Genomic DNA, 19,785 nt, shown 5'->3' with positions numbered 1-19,785 from the left:
AAGTCCGCTGTCAGACCGCCGCCCCTACACTGGGCGGGTGAGTCTCGACGTTCTGCTCGTGGTGTTCGCTGGCGTGTTCGGGTTGCTGGTGGGGTCGTTCTCGAACGTGCTGATCCACCGGCTGCCGCGCGGGGAGAACATTGCCTTCCCGCCCAGCCACTGCCCGGCCTGCGACCACCGCCTGGGGGTGCGCGATCTGGTACCGGTCGGCTCCTGGCTGAGCCTGGGCGGGAAGTGCCGCTACTGCCGCGCGCCGATCAAGGCGCGGTATCCGGTGGTGGAGCTGCTGACCGGCCTGGGCTACGCCGTCATTGCGGCGCTGTTTCCCTTCACCACCTTCGGCGCGGGCACGCTGGGGCTGATGGTGCTGTTCACGCTGCTGCTGGTAGCCAGCGCCATCGATCTGGACACCTACACCATCCCCGACGAATTGACGCTGCCGGGCGCCGCGCTGGGGCTGGCCTTCGCGTGGCTGAACACCCGCTCCGGGGCGGCAGAAGCGGGGTTGCCTCTGGTCGGGCAGGCGGTCCAGGGCGCCTTGCTCGGCGCGGGCCTGCTCGTCACCATCGACCTGCTGGGATCGTGGGTGCTGCGGCGCTTCCGCGAGCGGCAATACCCGGAAACGCCCATCGGCTACCAGCAAATCAGCCTCGCGCTGCTGGCCGGGGCGTGGCTGGGGCCGTGGTGGGGGCTGGGTGCGGCGCTCGTGTCCGCCGCCGTCAACCTCGCCGCGCGGCGGACCGTCCGTATTCCCGAGATCGTCACGCTGGGCGGCTTTCTGGTCAGCCTGATGCTGGGCAGCACCGGCTCTGGCCCCGGCCTGATCCTGATGGTGCAGGGCGCGCTGGCGGCGGCGGGGGCGGCGTCCCTGGTGGCGGGCGTGTACTGGTGGCTGCGCCGCGAGCCGGAAGGGGAAGCGGACGCCCCTTTCGACCCCTCGGCGATGGGCTTCGGGGACGTGAAGCTGGCCGCCGTGATCGGCGCGTTCCTGGGCTGGGAGCGGCTGCTGGTAGCGGTCGTGGTGGCGGTGTTCGCGGGCGCGGTCCTGGGGCTGGTGCAGGTGGCCCTGAAACGCGAGAACCGCGTGAAGTTCGGCCCGTATCTCGCGCTGGGCGCGGTGGTGGCCCTGATCTGGGGCGGCAGCATCGTCGCGGCCTACCGGGGCATGCTGGGGCTGTAGGAAGCTTTCAGCCGCGCAGGGGGGGCAGCGCCACCGCCTCCTCTTCCTCGCGCGGGGGCTGGGCCTGCGCTCCGCCCCGGCGGGGGCGGGGACCGACAGGCACCGGGACGCCGATGCCGTCTTCGCCCTCTTCACGGCGGCGGGGCGCATGGGACGGCCCGGCAAGCGCGGCACCCGTCCACTTGAAGCCTGACCCGCCGATACGGTCCAGCAGCGCCCGGAAAGAGAATCGAGTCATGGGCCACCGTACCCGGCGGGCGGCCCCGGCGTCTCCCCCTCCCCTTCCATTTGACGGTCAGTGGCCGGGCACCGCGACCACCGTCACCCGCTGCCCCTGCCGGACCCGGTTCAGGCGCACGTCGGCACACGCCGTCACCTCGGCCCCGGCAGCGTTCGCGGCGTCCTGGGCCACCGTCTGCACGAAGAGTTCCATGTCGCGCACCACCGGATGCCCGATAAAGGCGTCGATGTACGTGTCCAGGCTGAACAGCTCCAGCAATTGCCCAGCCGCCACGTAGCGCAGCGTCAGGGTGCTGCCGGGGGCGGGGTTGTGGCTGGCCGGACACAGCTCGGGCAGGTGCAGCACGTGTTCGACGACCGTGTGCAGGTTTGGCCTGGCGTTCGGGATGGTCTTGAGCCGGGAGGCGGCGTCAGGTGTCATGACGCGGCGGCGCGGGCGGCGTGGCGGACCCGGAAGGCGAACAGCGCGGCGATGGTGTACTTGGCGAGAATGTCCGCGAAGATGATCTGTGCGATGTCGCGGCTGCTCATGTCGCCCCAGAAGGCCAGCAGCGTGAAGATGACGGAATCCAGCGGCACGCTGACGGCGTTGCTGGTCAGCACCCGCGTCCACCAGCTTTTTTCGATCAGGCGCTGGTACACGGCGGTATCGGCCAGCTCGCCCACCAGAATCGCCAGGAACGACGCGCCGACAAAGCGCCAGGGGGTGCCCAGCAGCAGGGCGGCCACCGTATTGACCAGCAGCGCCGCCGCAATGGCGAAGTAAACGGCCTTCAGGCCCCCCGCGCGGTGGATGCGGTCGCGCAGCGTGAACACCGCCGCGAAGAAGATCGTGCCGACGCTCAGCAGCCCGAAGACCGGCAGCGGGATGAACTGGTTGAGCGTGACGTTGGCAAGCAGGATGCTCGCGGCGTACAGGGCAATCAGCCCCAGGGGTATGCGGCCAGTGGCGGAATAGGTCATGGCGTCCTCCGGCCGCAGCGACAAGACAGGTCACGGGCCGCCCCAGAGGGTAGCAGGTCCGGGCCACGTGGAAATGGGCCTCTCGCCCGAGAACCTACGCCGACGCCGAGCGGTCCAGCGGCGGGACCAGCACCTCGGCGCGCAGGGTCCGGGCCAGCCCCCAGAACTCGGCGTCGTGGGCGGGGTTCGTCCAGGCGGGCGACTGCACCAGCAGCAGCGCCGTGACCCGCGACGGGTCGGGCAGGCCCGCGCCGGGGGCGGTCATGCGCGTCAGGGTCACGCGCGCCAGCACGTCCGGCGGCAGGAGCGGCGCGAGTTCGCTGCGGGTGCGCTCCAGGGCGTAGCCCTCGGCCACGGGCAGCCCGGTATGCCAGTCGGGATAGAGGCAGGTGTAGCGGCGGACGCGGCCCGCGCGCAGGCCCAGGCCCGCCCAGTTGCCGGGCCTTAAGCGCGCGCCGTCCCCGCTGAAACTGGCGAGGTCGTGGTGGCTGTCCACGTTCAGCACGTCCTGGCCGGGCCAGCGCTCCAGCCACGCCCAGGCGTCCGCGTGCGAGAGGGTCACGGCCGCCGGAATCCCCCGGTAGGCTTCCAGCGCCTCCCAGCCGGAATAGAGGGGGAAATCCGTTTCCAGCGCGGCCCAGCCGGGGGCCTGCGGCTCCCGCTTGCGGGCGCGGTCCCACCAGGCCGCCAGCCGGTCATGCTCGCGGTCGCGTGTGCCCCAGATGGGCGCGTCGAAGACCAGCGGCACACACCCGCTGAAGGCGTCCCAGTCGATGCTCAGCAGCATGGGGACCCCGGGCGGGGAAGAGAGGGGCGCGGCACCCTCCGAGTATCTCCCCCTGCGGCCCCCAGACTGTGATCCGGCCTCAGGAAAACGGCAGGCCGGGCCTCAGACGGTTTCCGTCCAATCCGTTCTCAAATCGGGAAAGCGCCGATTCGGTAACTCCTTTCCCGGCAACCGCTTCTTTCCGGCTCGCTCCGGCCGGGTTGAACAGTTTTTGTCACTGTTCAACCGGAATTCGTATCAGACCTCCCCGCGTTTCATCTCGGTCCAGGCGGGGCGGGGCCTGAAGCCCAGGCGCTCATTCAGGGTGAGCATGGGGACATTGGTGGTGGCGTTCCCGGTCCAGATGCTCTGCGCGCCGCGCCGGCGGGCCAGGTCGAGTGCGGCGAGTTTCAGGCTGAGCGCCAGGCCCTGACGGCGGCAGGCGCGGCGGGTGCCGGTCAGGCCGGTATTCAGGCGGGCCGGGTCGGCCGCGTCCGCGTACAGCTCGGTCAGGGCCGCGACCTCGCCCGAGGCCGTGACGGCCAGCAGCACGCCTGCGGGGAGAAACTGCGGGTGTTCGCCACGGGTGCGGAATGCGCCGTACAGCAGCGGCGTCGCCTCGCCCGTGCGCGGCACGTCCTCGCGGGCTTCCACGGCAGCAGCGTGGTAGGCCCGCCACGCCGCGTCCTCGCCCTGTTCGGCGATCAGCTCCGGGAGGCTCAGCAGGCGCAGCCCCTCCGGCAGCCGGGCCGCCTCCGCCCAGGGCGCCGGATCGAAGGCGCGCAGGTCGAGCACATTGTCGAAAAAGCGCATCGCCTCGCGGAAGCCGTGCCGGGCCAGAAACGCCAGGCCGCGCGGGTGATCTTCCTGGGTCCCGGCCAGCACCTCGCGGGCGGGGCGGGCATCCAGGTGGGCTTCGAGCGCCGCCGCGAGCGCCCTGCCCACGCCCCGGCCCTGCGCGGCGGGCCGCACCAGCAGGTCCGCGTGGTAGCGGTCGGGGTGGAACATCCCGGGGAACTGGTGGACGGACGCCAGCCCCACCACCTCTCCGGCCTCCTCGGCCACCAGCCGCCAGACATGTGGCCGCAGCGGATGGGCACGCAGGTCCGCCAGCTCGTGCAGGAGGGCCTCGGCGGTCGTGGTGTGCTGCGGCCAGACCTCGCCTTGCAGGGCCGCGAGGGCGGGCGCGTCGGTGTCGGCGGCCTCGCGCAGCGTCAGACCGGGGTTCAGGGTCATGCCTGCTCCTCCAGCCGCAGTTCGTAGCGTAGGTGCGTGGGGCCGCGCACGAAGCCCAATTTCTCGTTCATGCGCAGCATCGCCACATTCGGTCTGTCGTTGAAGGTGCGGATGGAGCCGCCGCCCGCTGCCGCCAGAGCGCGCATCGCGGCCACCTTCAGCGCCTTGGCGATACCCCGGCCCCGGTCCCCCCGCCGCACGCCAGTCATGCCGATCACATAAAAGCCCGCTGGGTTCCGCATCAGGGTGGAGTAGCCGATATACGGGCCAGTGAGGGGATCTTCCAGACCGGGCCGCACGGCGACGAAGGACAGCTCCGGCGCGAAGGTCGGGTCCTCCAGTTCCTGCTTGACCCAGGTCTCGAAGGGCCGCCTGGTCAGCGTGTTGCCCATCGGCACGTCCTGAAAAAGCCGCCAGTCGAGTTCCCACAGCCGCCGGTCGCGTTCGGGGTCGGCGGCCAGCTCCGCGACGCTCCGGAGTTCGGCGCCGTCCGCCGCGACCTGCGACAGCAACCCGTCGAAGCGGTCCAGGTCCACCCGGTCCGTGTCCAGGCGCGATTCGTAGCGCTCCCAGACAGGCCGGAAGCCCCGGCGTTCCAGAAAGGCGCGGCCCAGCGCGTGGTGCGGCTGGTCGGTCAGCATGGTGCGGAGTTCGCGTGCGCCCCGCGTCCGCACCCGCTCCAGCAGCTCCGCATACAGCGCCCCACCGACGCCCCGCCCCCGCGCATCCGGGTGAACGCTGAGGTTGCCCCAGTAGCGCCATTCCTCGAAGGCGAAATCGTCGTGCCCGACCCGGCCCACGCCCACCACCCGCCCTTCCTGCTCCGCGACCAGCTCGGTCAGAAACAGCCCCGGATCGGCGGCCTCGTCCCAGACGCGCAGCAGCTCGGGGGTGACGGGCCACTCGGGGTCGGCGGCGGACAGGACGGCGGCCGTCTCCGGAAAGTCGCCGGGTTTGCGGGGAGCGCGCAGCATAAAAGCGGGGTCGGGCATGGCCCCATCCTGAACGGCGGCCCCCGGCCCCCGCATCGGCCACAGGGCCTACCGGCCCGCCCTATCCTGGGGCGCATGAACGAACGGATGAAGCTCCTGCTGATCGTGCCGCACCCCGACGACGAGGTATACGGCGCGGCGGGCACCCTGATGGACCTGCTGGGGGAAGGGCACCGCTGCGGCCTGGTCACCCTCACGCGCGGCGAGGCCGGGCGCACGCTGGGCCTGTGCGACGGCCCGGAAGAACTCGCCCGGATGCGCGGGGTGGAGCTGCGCGCCTGCCTGGACGTGATCGGCCTGACGGTGCATGAGCAGCACACCTTTCCCGACAAACACCTGGCCGAACAACCCCTTGAGGCACTGGTGGAGGTGGCGCGCGGGGCCATGCAGCGGCACCGCCCCGAGATCGTGCTGACCTTTCCGCCCAACGGCAGCAACGGCCACCCCGACCACGTGACCACCCACCGCGCGGTTCGCGGGGCGTGGGAAAGCCTGCCGGAGGGCGAACGCCCCCGCCTGTGGTACTACGCCAGCGACACGCCCCCCGAGAACGAGGCCCTACACGCCGCCTGGCTCGCGCCGAACCTGCGCCGCGACGTGACCCACCACGTCCGCCGCAAACTCCAGGCCATCGCCTGCCACCGCAGCCAGGCGCTGAGCACCGTGGACTTTATCCGCAAGTTTCCCGAACGGATCACCGAAGAAACGTTCCACGAGGTGCAGGGATAGGCCATGAAAAAGGGCCTGGGTTTGTCCCAGGCACCTTCTCCAGCAGCAGAGGGTCAGGGCAGCATCTTCGCGTGTTCGAGGTGCGCCGCGACCACCGGCTGTGTCTTGGCGGCGTAGGCGAGGGTCTGGGCATCCTTGCCCATGCTGCGGTAGGTCTGGATCAGGTTGAGGGTCATGCTGTGGCCGCTGACCTGCACCTTCTTGTACATCGCGTCGAAGGCGGACCCCGAGAGCGTGCTGAGCTTGTTGTATTGCAGGCGCTGGTCGGCCCCTGGCTTGTCGGTCAACCGGACGCCCTTCATGGCGGCCAGGTTGTTCAGCTCGGCTTGGGCACGGGTATGCGCCGTGATCATCTCCTGGGCAAAGGCCCGCACCGCTGCGCTGCTGCTCCTGTTCAGGGCCAGCCGCGAGGTCTGGATCTCGGCCAGGTTGCTCATGGTCATGACTTCCATGAACAGGACATCGGTGTCGTTCGAGACCTGGGCGGTGCTGACCGGCCCCATCGGCATCCCGGCCATGCCACCGGCCAGCGCGGTGGGGAGAACGAGGGAAAAGGCGAGGGCAGAAAAAGCAAGGCGTTTTTGCATGGTGAAGACCTCCGGGGTCGGAACGGTTCACCCCAGCGTGGCAGGCCGGCTCTTGTCCTGATACCCAAGCGCCTTCACTCCGCCCTGAGATCCGGGAAAGGAAGTGTTGAGGGTCTCCGCAAGGTGGCGGAGGCTACGGTGCGCCCACGCGCCTCAGTCTTCCCACTCGCTCACGGGGACAAACTCCACGCCCTCGCCCTCTGCCCCCGTTACCCGGTACCGCGCATCGAAGCGCACGACCAGTTCACCCCGGTCGAAGTGCTGCGGGCTGACGACCGGTTTGCGGAACAGGTAACCGCCGCCCTCGTCCGCGCCGATGTGCGCGGCCTTGGTAAAGCGGAACTCGACCACCTCGCCGTGCCGCAGGGTCCGGACCCGGACACGAAACGTCTGGGCGTCCTCCTGCCGGACGTAAGTGCTGGCGGCGGCTTTCTTCCTGCCGAAAAGATTGAACATGGCTTCTCCTGTGCGCGGGGGGCAGGACGCGGGCACAGGTGGGCGCCTCCTCCCACCTCCCGCCGCTTCCTTACACTTCTTGCAGCAGGCGTGTCAGCAGGCGCACGTGGTCGGGCCAGCGGTCCAGGCGTACGTGTTCGTGGGCGGCGTGCGCGCCGTCGCCGGGTGCCCCCAGGCCGTCGAGGGTGGGGGTCAGGGGCGCGGTGAAGTTGCCGTCGCTGCCCCCGCCGACCACCTCCCCGCCGATCTCGAAGCCCAGCTCGCGGGCGATGGCTTGCGCCTGGGCGAACAGCTGCTCGGTCTGGGAGCTGCGCTCGAAGGGGGGCCGGTTCAGCCCGCCCGTGACCTCCAGCCGCACGCGCGGGTCGCTGGGCGTCAGGGCGCGGATCGCCGCATCGACGCGCTCGCCTTCGGCCAGGGTGGAGACGCGCACATCCACCTCCAGCACGCATTCGGCGGGCACCACGTTCGTCGCGCTGCCGCCCCGGATCAGGCCGACGCTGACGGTGGTGCCGGCCTCCGGGCGGGCCAGGGCCTGCACCGCCAGCACCGCGCGCGCGGCCTCGGTGATCGCGCTGGCTCCCTCCTCGGGCTTGTTCCCGGCATGCGACGCGACCCCGTGAAAGGCCAGCCGGAAGTCGCCCACGCCCTTGCGGCCCACCTTCAGGGCGTGCGTGTCCGCGACGGGCGGCTCGACGACCAGCACGGCGCGGGCCTTGCGAGCCGCCGCCTCGATCTGGCCCCGGCTGCTGTGGCTGCCAATCTCCTCGTCGGGGGTGAGCAGCACCTGCACGCCGCCGCGCGGCCACGGCCCCTGGCTCTTCAGCGCGCGCAGGGCATGGAAGGCCCCCACGATGCCGGCCTTCATGTCGTAGGTGCCGGGGCCATACAGCCGGTCCCCCTCGACCCGCAGGGGCATCTCTGCGAGCGTGCCGTGCGGCCAGACGGTATCGGCGTGGGTCAGGATCAGCACGGGCCGTTCCCCGGCCGGCGCGTCCGGGTCCACCCCGAAGCTGAACTGCCGGGTACCGCCGGGCAGGGCGTGGGTGGTCGCGCCGAGGTCGAGTGCCCAGCTTTCGACCAGATCCATCACTCGGTTGACCGCCGCCATATCGGTGGAGGGGGATTCGGTCTCGGCCAGGGCGCGCAGGTCGGCGAGCATCGCCTGAAGGTCAGGTTGCATGCCGCCCATGCTACCTCCATCACAAAAAGCCGCCCCGGACCGGCCAGGGGGGCGGGGTCCGGGGCGCAGAGGTCAAAGGTCAGGCCAGCAGGGCGACCTGTTGCGGGTTGGCCTTCAGAATTGTGCGGCCCTTGAGATACAGGTCGTTGAGGGCCTGTGCCCCGAAAATGCGGGCGAGGCGCGTGCTCGTGAGTTCAATGGTCCGGCCCGAGACTTTCAGGCGAACAATATCGATGGTTCCCGGCACCCAGGTGCAGTGGAGTTCATGCATGCTGTTCCTCCAGGGAAAGCAGGAAAAAAGACCGTGCAGAGACACACGTGTGTTGGGTGGACAGAGCCGGCAGCTCCCGGTGCCCTCAGTGTAGGTTTTTTCTCTCTGGGAACGGCAAGCGCGGGCACTTTCGGTCTTCAGCGAAGGATCATGAGAAGCGGGCCGGGCGCCGCCCCAGGGCCTCTGTGCTTGACTGCGGTATGGCTCATCCCCCTGCCGTCCCCGGCCCGGAAAGTCTGCTGGCCCTCGCCTTTCCCTCCGACCCGCAGGTCAGCCCCGACGGGCAGCGCGTGGCCTTCATCCTGTCGAGGGTGGAGGAAGAAGACCCGCAGCAGCCCGCCCCGGACTTTGCCCGGCCCCGCTACCGCTCGCAGGTGTGGCTCTCGGACGGGGCAGAGGCGCGGCCCCTCACCGCTGGAGAGGGCCGGGACACCTCGCCGCGCTGGTCACCCGACGGGCAGACGCTGGCCTTCGTGCGTGAAGCGGGCGGGCAGAAGGGGCAACTGTTTCTGCTGCCCCTGGGTGGGGGCGAGGCGCAACGGGTGACCCGCTTCAGGGGTCCGGTGCAGGACGTGCAGTGGAGTCCCGACGGGCGCTGGCTCTCCTTCCTGAGTCCCGGCGACGAGGAGGACCGGCGCGACGAACGCGGCGAGGCCCGCGTGATTACCCGCCCGCGCTACCGCTTCAACGGGCGCGACTGGTTGCCCGAACGCCCCGCCCGGCTGTGGCGCTACGACGTGGCGACCGGGGAACGGCACGAGTGGCTCGCGCCGGAAGTGGAGGTCACCTCGTACGCCTGGTGGCCCGACAGCCGGGGTCTGCTGCTGGTGTCCAGCCCGACCGAGGAGGACGCCGTACAGGGGCGGCAGGAGGCGGACACCCTGCTGCTCGGCGGTGAACGCACGCGCCTGACCCGCTGGAACGCCGGGATCACCGCCGCCGTGCCTCACCCGGACGGCCAGCGTCTCGCCCTGGTCGGTCGCCCCGAGGGCAAGGGCAGCCCCGAGGACCCCCACCTCTTTCTGGTGGAGCCGGGCGGCTCCTGGCGGCGGCTGGACGCGCCTTCGGAAGAGGGGGACGGGGACCGACCGGTCGGGAACCTGGTGGGCGGGGATTGCCACGTGGGGGCCTTTCCCGAGCGGCCCGTGTGGCTGGACGACCGGACCCTGCTGACCCTGAGGACCGTCGGCGGCTCCTGCGGCCTGTTCCGGGTGGGCCTGGACGGCACGGTGATGCCCCACGACCACGCCGGGGAGGCCGTGATTTCCTGCTTCACCGCGCGCCCCGCCAGCGGTCAGGGCAGTGGTGGGGTGGCCCTGATCCGCGAGCGGGCCGACCGCTTCCCCGAGGTCGAACTGAACGGCGTGCCGGTGACGCGGCTGCATGACCGCCTCCCCTTTCCGGCCCGGACGCCGCAGCGCGTGACCTTCGGGAATGAACTGGGCCAGGGCGAGGGCTGGGTACTGCTGCCCGGCGGGGACACCCCGGCTCCCGCCCTGCTGAGCATCCACGGCGGGCCGCACACGGCCTACGGACACGCCTTCGTGCATGAGTTCCAGCTGTTTGCCGCACGCGGCTACGGCGTCTGTTACGGCAATCCGCGCGGCAGTGTCGGCTATGGGCAGGCGTGGTCGTCCGACATCTTCGGGCGCTGGGGCACGGTGGACCTGGCGGACCTGCTGGCCTTTTTCGACGCCTGCCTCGCCGCGCATGGGCAGCTCGATGCCGCGCGCACGGGCGTCATGGGCGGCAGCTACGGCGGCTACATGACCAACTGGATCACCGGGCATACGGACCGGTTCCAGGCGGCCATCACCGACCGCAGCATCTGCAACCTGCTCTCGTTCGGCGGCACCTCCGACATCGGGATGCGCTTCTGGGACGACGAACTGGGCCTGAACTTCCACCGCAGCGCCGACGCCCCGCGCCTCTGGGACATGAGTCCGCTGAAGTACGTGGAGAACGTCCGCACCCCCACCCTGATCGTCCACTCGGTGCTGGACCACCGTTGCCCGGTCGAGCAGGCCGAGCAGTGGTATGCGGCGCTGCGGCTGCACGGCGTTCCGGTGCGTTTCGTGCGCTTTCCCGGAGAGGACCACGAACTCAGCCGCTCGGGTCGCCCGGACCGGCGCCTCAAACGGCTGGAGGAGTACCTGGCCTGGCTGGACGGGTGGCTGCGGGGGCCGGAGGGCGGAGCGTAAGGCCGACCACTCAGCAAGGCAGAGGGCCGGGATACGCTTCCCGGCCCTCTGCCCCTGGCTTACTGCGCTTTATTCCTCGTCGCGGCGCTTGTTGCCCCAGCCCCGGTCGGCGCGGGCGCGGGGCCGGAAGCCCTCGCCGCCAGCATCGCCGCCCTCGCGGGGCCGGAACTCGCGGTCGCCACCACCCTGACCCTGGAAGCCGCCACGGTCCTCGCGCGGACGGAACCCGCCGCCCTGACCGCCACGGTCTTCACGGGGACGGAACCCACCACGGTCGCCGCCGCCCTGGTAACCGCCACGGTCTTCACGCGGACGGAACCCGCCACCCTGACCGCCACGGTCCTCGCGCGGGCGGAACCCGCCTTCCTGACGGTCGCTGCGGAAACCGCCACGGTCGCCGCCGCCCTGGTAACCGCCACGGTCTTCACGGGGACGGAAGCCGCCACCCTGACCGCCACGGTCCTCGCGCGGGCGGAACCCACCTTCCTGGCGGTCGCTGCGGAAACCGCCACGGTCGCCGCCGCCCTGGTAACCGCCACGGTCTTCACGGGGACGGAAGCCGCCACCCTGACCGCCACGGTCCTCGCGCGGGCGGAACCCGCCGCCCTGCCCGCCCTGGCTCTCGCGCAGTTCGCGCATCTCGCGGCGCAGGCCACGGATTTCCTTGCTCTGCGCTTCGAGCATTTCCTTCATCTCGACAAGCAGTTCGAGCAGGTCGTCGGCGTCGATGTACTCGTCCTCGCCCTCTTCGCCTTCTTCGGCGTCCCCCACGTTGCCGCTGTCCAGGGCGGCGCTCAGGCCTTCCTGCTGCGCTTCTTGCGCGTCCAGCACGGGGTCTTCATCGGGTTCGCCCTGAAGTTCGGGCAGAATGTTCCGCAGTTCCTCCGGGGTCTCGGTCTCGTCCGGGGTGTGCTGCCTGGTGTCGTCGGTCATGGTCGTCCTTTCCCTGCGCCCTCTTCACTGTTCTGGCTGCCGGCCCCCTCGGGCGCGCAGGCGTACCCCGGAGTCTACCACCTGGGCGGCAGTGGGGGTCAGCGGCGGTAGATGGCCAGCAGGAGCGGATACGCCAGCAGATGCAGCAGCGCGCCCGCCACCACCCCCGCCAGGACCGCCAGCAGCGGATGCCAGCCCAGGCCCAGCCACAGCGCGATGAAGGCGAACGTGCCCAGGCTACCCCCCAGCATCAGCGAGAAGCGGCGGGCGGTATCCTCGGGCCGCCAGGAATTGAAATCCATGTGCTCAGGATGACGCTTCTGCCCGCCACAGGTGTCCCGTGGGCCGGGGCGAGCACCGGGGCGAGCAGGATCACGGTCGCGTCACCCGGCCCTCCTATACTCGCCCTCATGAAACGTGCCCTCCCCCTTCTGGTCCTGCTGGCTGCGGCCACCGCGTGCGCCCAGGGAACACCCCGCACGGTGAACATCGGTCTGGGCTACCTCCCGAACGTGCAGTTCACGCCCTTCTACGTGGCCGACAAGCTCGGCTACTACCGCTCGGAGGGCCTGAACGTGAAGTTTCAGCACGGCTACGTCTCCGAGCTGATGCCGCTGCTGCTTCAGGGCAAGCTCGATTTTCTGGTGGGCGACCCGGAAGACGCCATTTTCGCCCGCAACCAGGGCGCGCCCGTGAAGTACGTGATGGCGATGTACCAGAAGTCCCCCGTGACCGTGTTCAGCCTCAAGCCCCTGAACCGCGCCAGCGACCTGTCGGGCAAGACCGTCGGGATTCCCGGCACCTTCGGCAGCAGCTATGCCGCCCTGCGGGCCCTGCTGGACAGTGCGGGGCTGGAAGAGGGGCGCGACGTGCGCCTCGCCTCCATCGGCTTTACCCAGCTCGACGCGGTGCGGGCCGGGCGGGTGGATGCGGCGGTGGGCTTCGTAAACAACGAGGTCGTGCAGCTGCGAGATGCCGGGCAGAAGGTCTACACGCTGGACGTGACGCAGGCGTACCCGATGGTCGGGGTGGGCCTGATCACCCTGGACAAGACCCTGTCGGGCGACCTCGCCCGCAAGGTGGTCCGGGCCTCGCAACGTGGCCTGAAGTTCACGGTGACCGACCCCGCCCGCGCCTTCAAGCTCGCCCAGCCGGTCTTCGGCAGTGGCGGCGGCACCCTCGACATCCTGAAAGCCAGCACGCCGCTGATCCAGAGCGCCGCCACCCGCGCGGGTGGCCTGGGCCTCAGTAACCCCGCCGCCTGGACCAAGGCCATTGCCGCGCTGGTCAAACAGGGCAGCCTGCCCGCCGGGGCCAAAGCGGAGAGTTTCTACACCAACAGCCTGATCAGCAAGACCGTCCGCTGAACCGAACCCGGGCCGAGAAGGGGACGCCGGGATGGGGCCTGTCCCCTCCTCCCTTCCCCACTACGGCCCGACTCGCCGTTACTTTCTCCCGTCCTTCCTGTCGCGCGCCTGCCCGCCCAGAGCATGGCTCACGTCGGTAGGCGTCCGGTACTCCTCGTCGGGGAGGGCCTCCAGGGCCGCGCGCACGTCGTCGTCGGCCCCGTTTCGCTCGGCTGCGGCCATCAGGTCCCGTTTGCTGGCCGGGTAGTCCACGCCCCCCAGATGCTTCTGGAGCTGGATGGGATTGATTTTTGCCATGCCCTGATTATCTGGAAGCTGTCCGCCGGCTGGCCTCGGGTCGCCTTCACGGCGGCTTATGCTGCCGCCCGTCCGTTCATTCATCTTTGAACCGGAGCCGATGCCTGTTCTCAGCCCTCCAGCGGCTCCAGCAGCCCGTTTTCCAGCACCACGGGCAGCGACAGCGTCTGGTAGCCCTGCTGGTCGAACAGCACCGTCACCTTGTCGCCCTCGCAGCGCATGACCTGGCCCTCACCGAACGTGGTGTGTGCGACGCGGCTCCCGAGGGCGAAGGGCAGGTCTTCCCCGACAGCCGCTTCGTGGACCAGGCCCGCAGCGCAGTTGTCGCAGGTATGGCAGGGGGGGCTGGACACCTCGCCGAAGTAGTTGAGCAGGAACTCGCGGCGGCAGGCGTTCGTCTCGGCGTAGCCGCGCATCATTTCCAGCCGCGAACGCTCGAAGGTGCGGTGGTCTTCCTGCGCCAGCGCCGCCTGGGCCGCCACTTCCGGCGCGTCCTGCCCCGCCACGGCGGTCACCTCGCCGCCCGGCAGCACCTCCAGCGCGCCCACCTCTTCCAGCCGGCTGACGGCGCTCAGAATGCGGGTCTGCGAGAGGCCGGTCTCGCCCCGCAGTTCGGCGGGGTCCACCGGTTCGCCGCGCTCCTCCACGGCCCGCAACACCTGCTCCACCTGATCGGCGTCGATCAGGGCGCTGCCCGCGAAGAAGCGGCGCAGATTGAGGTCGGCGGGTGTGTAAAAGAGCGTTGCCTGCGCCGGTTCTCCGTCACGCCCGGCCCGGCCGATCTCCTGGTAATAGGCATCGACCGAACCCGAAATGTCGAGGTGATACACGAAGCGCACGTTCGGCTTGTCGATGCCCATCCCGAAGGCCGTGGTCGCCACGATCACGTCCAGCCCGTCGGCCATGAAGGCCGTCTGCACCTCCTCGCGCGCTGGGGCCGGCATTCCGGCGTGGTAGGCCGCCGCCGGGATGCCGCGTTCCTTCAGGTCCCGCGCCACGTCCGCCGCCGCCTTGCGGGTCGCCGCGTAGACGATGCCCGGCTTCTGGGCGCTTACCACGGCCTCCAGCAGCGCGGTCCGCTTGGTGCCCGCGTCCGCGAACGGCTGGACCGCGAGCCAGATGTTGGGGCGGTCGAAGCCGCGCACCAGCACGCGGGCGGCCCGCATGCCCAGCCGCTCCACGATCTCCTCCCGCACGGGCGGCGCGGCGGTCGCGGTCAGGGCCAGCACCGTCGGGTGCCCCAGCGCCTCCACCACCGACCCCAGCCGCAGGTACTCGGGGCGGAAGTCGTGGCCCCACTCGCTGACGCAGTGCGCCTCGTCCACCACGAACAGCGAGGGCCGGGCCGCCCGCAGCCGCTCCAACGTGTCCGCGCGGCTGAGCTGCTCGGGCGCGAGAAACAGGAACTCCAGGTCGCCCTCCTCCAGCGCCTCCCAAGTCGCCTCACGCTCGGACGGACGCAAGGTGGAATTGATCAGGGCCGCCTGACCGGGCGCGCTTTCCTCCAGGGCCTCCACCTGATCGCGTTGCAGCGCGATCAGTGGGGAAACCACCACCGTCGGCCCGCCCAGCGACAGGGCCGCGATCTGGTAGATGGCCGACTTGCCGCTGCCGGTCGGCATGATGGCGAGGGTGTCGTGGCCGCCCAGCACGGACGCGATAGCCTCCTTCTGGGCCGCGTGCAGCTGGTCGTAGCCGAAGACTTCACGGGCAATGCTCTGGGCGCGCTGTATGTCTCGGGTGGCTCTGGGCATGGGGAGGCTTCCTTTCTGACGGCTTCTTGGAAGCGGGAAATGGGAAACAGGGGGGTGGCCCCCCGTGAGGACGGCTTCTCTGACCCGCCCCCGGAGCCGCAGAAAACCTGTGGCCGGGAGGCGGAACGCCAGCGCCCTTCAATGTCGCGGCCGTCTCCCGGCCCCGGATGTTGCGCGGGACAACGCGGCTTTACCCTGTTCGGAAAGCCGCCCTGCCGTCCATAAAGAGGTCTTCAGGTGGGGGCGCCGTCACAACCAGCGCCGCCTGCGGGCCAGCCAGAACACCGCAAGGGTCAGCAGCAGCAGGGCCACCACGACGACCAGAAAGCCGTGCGGCCCGTTCTTCTCGAAGGGCAACTCGAAGTTCATCCCGAACACCCCGGCGACGAGCGCCCACATCCCCATCAGCACCGTCGCCACGGTCAGCACCCGCATGGTGTCGTTGGTGCGCTGGCCGAGGCTGGTCATGTACAGGTCGAACGAACCCAGTATCGCTTCCCGCAGCCCCTCGACTGCGGCCACCGCCCGCTCGAAGCGTTCTTCCAGGGCGTCGAAGTTGCGGGCGGATTCGGGGTCCGCCAGCGCCTTGAAGTCCGGGCGGGACAGCGTCGCGTACACGTCCCGGTGATCGGTCAGCAGGCGGCGCAGCTCGCCCGCCCGCCGCCGGTGGCCCACCAGCTCGCTCAGAAAGGCCTGGTCGGAGGGCCGCTGGAGAATGGCCTCGTCCAGCCCGTCCAGCCGGCCTTCCAGGGCCTCGACCTCGTGGAGATAGCTGTTGAGGTGCCAGTTGAGCAGCGCCGTCAGAAAGGCCTCGGCCGTGAGCTGGCCCACCTTGCCGTTCCCCCGCTGCTGCTCGGCGAACTCCTCGACAAAGCCCACGTTCTCCGGATGGACCGTCAGCAGAAAGTTGGACCCCACCACGATATTCAGCTCGTCGCCGCGCAGCCGCCCGCCCTGCTCACACACGGCCTGCACGTCCACTCGGAAGGTCTCCCCGTAGCTTTCCACCTGGGGGCGGGGGGTGGGATCGGCCAGCTGCCACACGGCCTGCCGGTCCAGCCCCAGCAGGGCCGCCACCTGCTCCAGTTCCCCCGCCTGATGGCCCGGCACGTCCACCCAGAGAAGCTGGGAGGCGCACAGCCCGCGCACCAGCGCCTCGCTGAGCTGCACTTCGCGGTCTTCTCCCTCGGCGTCGAACAGATACGTTCGCAGGCCCGGCGCGGCGTCTTCCGGGCGGGGGGGAGCCGGTGTCAGGGCCTGGCTTGCCGGACCGGACAGGTGGGGGCCGCCTGACGCCTGCGGGTCTTCTGGCCCCCGCGCGGCCCTTCGGGTGGAGTTGGCGGACATAGATGTCCCCAGTGAAGCAACAGCGGCTGAGGAGAACCAGTGCCCACGCGGGCAGCGGGTTGACCTTTTTTGAAGGTTTCCGGGCAGAAGGCAGAAGGTGGGGAGGAGACGGGCCAGCGACCTTTCCCGGTGGCACCCAGGCGAGGACGCGGCGAAAGCTCCAGGCCGCTGCCGCACTCCCCGGACGCCACCTCCACCGCGCACCGCCCTAAGTGTGATGGCCTATCCGGCCCGCGCCGCCGCCTCACGCCCGCCTCATCTGCTACCGTGGGGGCAACACCGGAAGGAGGTGCTGTGCATGACCGACATCAACATCATTGTCAGCCTGAACGCGACCGAAAGAGGAATCCTCGCCCCCGCCACCAGGAGTCACCTTGCCGCACCCGCATCCGCAGCACCCCCAGCCGCACGGCCCGCCCCATCCCGCGTCTGACCCGCCGCCGGGGCCCCCTTGAGTGCCCGCCGGTCCAGCCACGCCTGGCTCGATAACGAGCTGAACGATGCCGACGTTCTCCCCGAACGCCGCCACAAGGCCCGAGCCAGAAAGCCCCTCGGCCGCCGCCGGATAGAAAGCCTGACCGCCGACCCCGAGACGGGCGACGCGGCCGACGACGTGATCCGCTTCCTGCTGGATCGTGGCCACCTCACGGAAGTGGTCGCCGAACTCAAGAGCGGCAAGGAAGCCACGGCCTACGTGGCGCGTGGCCCACGCGGCAGCGTCCTGCTCAAGCTCTACCGCGACCTGGAAGCCCGCTCCTTCAAACGCGACGGCGTGTACCGCGAGGGTCAGGTGATTCTGGACCAACGCGCCGCCCGGGCCATGCAGGGCCGCACCCGCAAGGGGCTGGAGATGCTCCAGGCGGGCTGGGTCTGCGCCGAGTACGCGCACCTGTGGCAGCTGTGGCGCGCGGGGCTGAACGTCCCCGAGCCGCTGGTCGGCCCCGAACCCTCCGAGTACGCCCAGACCACCCCTGCCGTGCTGATGCGCCTCATCGGCAGCGAGGACGCCCCCGCCCCCCGCCTCAGCGACGCCAGTCTCACGCCGGAAGAGGCCCGCAGCGCGTGGCGGCAGGCCGTACAGGGCATGGCCGACCTGCTGAGGCTGGGCTACGCGCACGGCGACTACAGCACCTACAACCTCTTGTGGTGGGAGAACACCGTGATCATCATCGACTTTCCGCAGCTCACGACCCGCTCGAATCCCAATTTCCAGCAGCTCCTGCGCCGCGATGCCGAGAGCCTGGCGACCAGCTTCCGCCGGCACGGCCTGACCGAAACCGCCGAGCAGACCCTGCGTGAGGTGCAGCGCCGCGCCCTGGGACCCGGGCCAGAGCCGCGCGTGCTGCTGCCGTAAGTGGCGCTGCGGGTCTGCGCCGGGTAGGGCGGCCCCCTCGCCGCCGACCCTCCCATTGACCCTGGACGCGCTCCGGCGGATGCTGGGGACCGGATATGCGCGCCCTCGAAACCTGCCTGTACGTGGACGACCTCGGCCGGGCCGAAACCTTCTATTCGGAGGTGCTCGGCCTGACGCTGTTCGGGAAGGCGGCGGGGCGGCACCTGTTCTACCGACTGGAAGGCAGCATGCTGCTGATCTTCGATCCGGTGGCCAGTTCACAGCCGGGCGATGTCCCCGCGCACGCCGGGAAGCCGGGCGGCCACGCCTGCCTGAGCATTGGACGTGAAGAAACAGATACCTGGCAGGCACGGCTGGAAGGGCACGGCCTGAAGGTCACCCGCTACGCCTGGGGTAACCGGGGCGAGAGCCTGTACTTCGAGGACCCCGCCGGGAACGTGCTGGAACTGGCACCCGCGAGCATCTGGGGGCTGGAATGAGTCTTGAATTCATCGTGGCGAGCGATGTTGAGCGCGACTCCATGAATCTGGACGCCCTGCCTTCAACCTTCTCCTGAATATCCAAGAGACGGCGGAGGGCGAGTCCACCGTGGCAGATTGGTCCGCCCCAGAGGGAGTGACCTTCACCGTTCAGGAAACGGGGTTGGTCGTGGCTCAAGCATTGAAAGTTGCAGGACTCCGTGTCCGTGAGCCGGGCAAGTAACCTGAACCCATGCAACGTCCCCTGAGGTTCTTGCTGGCCCTGCTGCCCTTCCTGCTCGCGTCGGGCGCGGCCAAGCGTCACAAGGACGCCGCGCGTGAGCGCTGACCCGCTGCGCTCGGTGCTGTACGTGCCAGGCGACAAGCCGCGCGCCATCGAGAAGGCCCGGACGCTGCGTGCCGACGCGGTGATCCTCGATCTGGAGGACGCCGTGGCCCCCGAACACAAGGACGCGGCGCGGGCGAACGTGCGCGCGGCCCTGACGATCCGCTGGGCCTGCCCGGTGCTGGTGCGCGTGAACGGGCTGGGCACGCCCTGGGAACACGCCGACCGTGAGATGGCCCTGCTGGCGGGCGTGGACGGCCTGGTGCTGCCCAAGGTGGAAGATGCCCGCACGGTGCGTGAACTCCACCTGCGCGTGCCCCTCTGGCCGATGATCGAGACGCCGCTGGGCGTGCTGCGTGCCCCGGAGATCGCGGCGACGCCGGGCGTGGCGGGCCTGCTGGTGGGCGCGAACGACCTCGCGCGGGCGCTGCGGACCCGGCCCCACCCCGGGCGCCTGCCGCTGCTGCCCGCCCTGTCGGCGGTGGTGCTGGCCGCGCGGGCGTACGGCAAGCTCCCGCTGGACGCCGTCTTCAACGACGTGCGCGATCCGGCAGGGTTCGCGCGCGAGTGCGAGCAGGGCCGCACCCTGGGCTTTGCCGGAAAGACGGTCATCCACCCGGATCAGGTGGAGCCTGCCAACACAGCCTTCGGCGTGACGGACGCGGAGGCCGACGCAGCCCGCTCCCTCCTCGCCGCGTGGGAACAGGCCCGCACGGAGGGCAAAAGTGTCGCCGTCTGGCGGGGGGGCCTGGTCGAACAGATGCATGCGGATGAGGCCAGGGAAGTGCTCGACCTGTGGCAGACGACGAGGCCGGAACCGCGTTGAAGGTCCCCTGACCGACGCCATGTTCCGGTCTTGCTTATCATGATAAAGCGGCTTATTATAGTTAAGCCATGTCCCTGACTGACCGTGAGCGTGATCTCCTCGCCCTGATCCGTGAGTCTCCCCTCAGTACCCCGGAGGAACTCGCCCGCCGCCTGGGCACCTCCCGCGCGGCGGTGAACGTCCACGTGAGCAACCTGACGCGGAAGGGCGCTTTGCTAGGCCGGGGGTACGTGGTCGCGCCGGAAGATCACCCGCGCGTGGTGGTGGTCGGCGGCGCGAACCTGGACGTGAAGGCCCGC

At 70.1% G+C, this 19,785-nt stretch carries 23 protein-coding genes; 8 read left to right on the top strand and 15 right to left on the bottom strand.

Annotated features, from left to right (window positions below; translation table 11 throughout):
* Positions 1–37: 37 nt before the first annotated feature.
* Complete coding sequence (locus DEIPH_RS11715; RefSeq protein ID WP_034358244.1) at positions 38–1,180, top strand: prepilin peptidase; 1,143 nt, start codon at positions 38–40, stop codon at positions 1,178–1,180.
* 7 nt (positions 1,181–1,187) lie between these two features.
* Here DEIPH_RS11715 and DEIPH_RS11710 read toward each other — a convergent pair whose 3' ends face one another.
* The 6 genes from DEIPH_RS11710 to DEIPH_RS11685 form a co-directional block, all read right to left on the bottom strand.
* Positions 1,188–1,418, bottom strand: a complete 231-nt coding sequence (locus DEIPH_RS11710; protein WP_034358242.1) for a hypothetical protein — start codon at positions 1,416–1,418, stop codon at positions 1,188–1,190.
* 57 nt (positions 1,419–1,475) lie between these two features.
* Positions 1,476–1,841 (bottom strand): hypothetical protein, encoded by a 366-nt coding sequence (locus tag DEIPH_RS11705; RefSeq protein WP_034358239.1) that lies wholly within the window; start codon positions 1,839–1,841, stop codon positions 1,476–1,478.
* Positions 1,838–2,383, bottom strand: a complete 546-nt coding sequence (locus DEIPH_RS11700; protein ID WP_034358236.1) for a VUT family protein — start codon at positions 2,381–2,383, stop codon at positions 1,838–1,840. Before DEIPH_RS11700 ends, DEIPH_RS11705 begins: the two co-directional genes overlap by 4 nt.
* A gap of 94 nt (positions 2,384–2,477) precedes the next feature.
* Entirely contained in the window at positions 2,478–3,170 is a 693-nt protein-coding gene (locus DEIPH_RS11695) for a hypothetical protein (protein ID WP_034358233.1), read from the bottom strand.
* Positions 3,171–3,407: 237 nt separating this feature from the next.
* Positions 3,408–4,385: a GNAT family N-acetyltransferase gene (locus tag DEIPH_RS11690; protein WP_034358230.1), complete on the bottom strand. Its 978-nt coding sequence runs from the start codon at positions 4,383–4,385 to the stop codon at positions 3,408–3,410.
* Positions 4,382–5,377, bottom strand: a complete 996-nt coding sequence (locus tag DEIPH_RS11685; protein WP_034358227.1) for a GNAT family N-acetyltransferase — start codon at positions 5,375–5,377, stop codon at positions 4,382–4,384. The genes DEIPH_RS11690 and DEIPH_RS11685 overlap by 4 nt, the downstream gene beginning before the upstream one ends.
* A gap of 75 nt (positions 5,378–5,452) precedes the next feature.
* Here DEIPH_RS11685 and DEIPH_RS11680 point away from each other — a divergent pair, with 75 nt between their 5' ends.
* The gene (locus tag DEIPH_RS11680; RefSeq protein WP_034358225.1) at positions 5,453–6,106 is read left to right on the top strand and encodes a PIG-L deacetylase family protein; all 654 of its coding nucleotides are present in this window, start codon (positions 5,453–5,455) and stop codon (positions 6,104–6,106) included.
* Positions 6,107–6,159: 53 nt separating this feature from the next.
* Here DEIPH_RS11680 and DEIPH_RS11675 read toward each other — a convergent pair whose 3' ends face one another.
* From DEIPH_RS11675 to DEIPH_RS11660, 4 genes are all read right to left on the bottom strand, one after another.
* Entirely contained in the window at positions 6,160–6,693 is a 534-nt protein-coding gene (locus tag DEIPH_RS11675) for a DUF4142 domain-containing protein (protein WP_034358224.1), read from the bottom strand.
* Between the two features lie 153 nt (positions 6,694–6,846).
* Positions 6,847–7,149: a hypothetical protein gene (locus tag DEIPH_RS11670; RefSeq protein ID WP_034358222.1), complete on the bottom strand. Its 303-nt coding sequence runs from the start codon at positions 7,147–7,149 to the stop codon at positions 6,847–6,849.
* 70 nt (positions 7,150–7,219) lie between these two features.
* Entirely contained in the window at positions 7,220–8,341 is a 1,122-nt protein-coding gene (locus tag DEIPH_RS11665) for a M20 family metallopeptidase (RefSeq protein ID WP_034358220.1), read from the bottom strand.
* 70 nt (positions 8,342–8,411) lie between these two features.
* On the bottom strand, positions 8,412–8,603 hold the full coding sequence (locus DEIPH_RS11660; RefSeq protein WP_034358218.1) for a hypothetical protein: 192 nt from the start codon (positions 8,601–8,603) through the stop codon (positions 8,412–8,414).
* Positions 8,604–8,803: 200 nt separating this feature from the next.
* Between DEIPH_RS11660 and DEIPH_RS11655 the strand changes: the two genes are divergently transcribed.
* Positions 8,804–10,804, top strand: a complete 2,001-nt coding sequence (locus tag DEIPH_RS11655) for a S9 family peptidase (protein ID WP_034358216.1) — start codon at positions 8,804–8,806, stop codon at positions 10,802–10,804.
* A 69-nt stretch (positions 10,805–10,873) separates the two neighbouring features.
* Here the strand turns inward: DEIPH_RS11655 and DEIPH_RS11650 are convergent, their stop codons facing one another.
* The gene (locus DEIPH_RS11650) at positions 10,874–11,737 is read right to left on the bottom strand and encodes a hypothetical protein (protein WP_034358215.1); all 864 of its coding nucleotides are present in this window, start codon (positions 11,735–11,737) and stop codon (positions 10,874–10,876) included.
* 98 nt (positions 11,738–11,835) lie between these two features.
* Positions 11,836–12,039 (bottom strand): hypothetical protein, encoded by a 204-nt coding sequence (locus DEIPH_RS11645; protein ID WP_034358213.1) that lies wholly within the window; start codon positions 12,037–12,039, stop codon positions 11,836–11,838.
* 108 nt (positions 12,040–12,147) lie between these two features.
* Here DEIPH_RS11645 and DEIPH_RS11640 point away from each other — a divergent pair, with 108 nt between their 5' ends.
* Complete coding sequence (locus tag DEIPH_RS11640; protein ID WP_034358211.1) at positions 12,148–13,104, top strand: ABC transporter substrate-binding protein; 957 nt, start codon at positions 12,148–12,150, stop codon at positions 13,102–13,104.
* A 78-nt stretch (positions 13,105–13,182) separates the two neighbouring features.
* On the opposite strand, the gene DEIPH_RS11635 is transcribed toward DEIPH_RS11640, so the two are convergent.
* The 3 genes from DEIPH_RS11635 to DEIPH_RS11625 all read right to left on the bottom strand — a co-directional run bounded on the left by DEIPH_RS11635 (position 13,183) and on the right by DEIPH_RS11625 (position 16,502).
* Complete coding sequence (locus tag DEIPH_RS11635) at positions 13,183–13,401, bottom strand: DUF2795 domain-containing protein (protein ID WP_051517334.1); 219 nt, start codon at positions 13,399–13,401, stop codon at positions 13,183–13,185.
* Positions 13,402–13,511: 110 nt separating this feature from the next.
* Positions 13,512–15,155 (bottom strand): RecQ family ATP-dependent DNA helicase, encoded by a 1,644-nt coding sequence (locus DEIPH_RS11630; RefSeq protein ID WP_034358209.1) that lies wholly within the window; start codon positions 15,153–15,155, stop codon positions 13,512–13,514.
* 249 nt (positions 15,156–15,404) lie between these two features.
* Positions 15,405–16,502, bottom strand: a complete 1,098-nt coding sequence (locus DEIPH_RS11625) for a magnesium transporter CorA family protein (RefSeq protein WP_081790899.1) — start codon at positions 16,500–16,502, stop codon at positions 15,405–15,407.
* Positions 16,503–16,953: 451 nt separating this feature from the next.
* On the opposite strand from DEIPH_RS11625, the gene DEIPH_RS11620 reads away from it, so the two are divergent.
* From DEIPH_RS11620 to DEIPH_RS11605, 4 genes are all read left to right on the top strand, one after another.
* Entirely contained in the window at positions 16,954–17,856 is a 903-nt protein-coding gene (locus DEIPH_RS11620) for an RIO1 family regulatory kinase/ATPase domain-containing protein (RefSeq protein WP_081790898.1), read from the top strand.
* Positions 17,857–17,951: 95 nt separating this feature from the next.
* Positions 17,952–18,335, top strand: coding sequence for a VOC family protein (locus tag DEIPH_RS11615; RefSeq protein WP_034358207.1), 384 nt, complete (start codon positions 17,952–17,954; stop codon positions 18,333–18,335).
* A gap of 317 nt (positions 18,336–18,652) precedes the next feature.
* Positions 18,653–19,486: an HpcH/HpaI aldolase/citrate lyase family protein gene (locus DEIPH_RS11610; RefSeq protein WP_034358204.1), complete on the top strand. Its 834-nt coding sequence runs from the start codon at positions 18,653–18,655 to the stop codon at positions 19,484–19,486.
* Positions 19,487–19,554: 68 nt separating this feature from the next.
* The coding region (locus DEIPH_RS11605; protein WP_034358202.1) for a winged helix-turn-helix transcriptional regulator at positions 19,555–19,785 on the top strand (231 nt) is incomplete at its 3' end.

The sequence above is a fragment of the Deinococcus phoenicis genome (genome assembly GCF_000599865.1).
Lineage (GTDB): Bacteria > Deinococcota > Deinococci > Deinococcales > Deinococcaceae > Deinococcus > Deinococcus phoenicis.
This window is presented reverse-complemented; position numbering and strand designations above follow the sequence as displayed.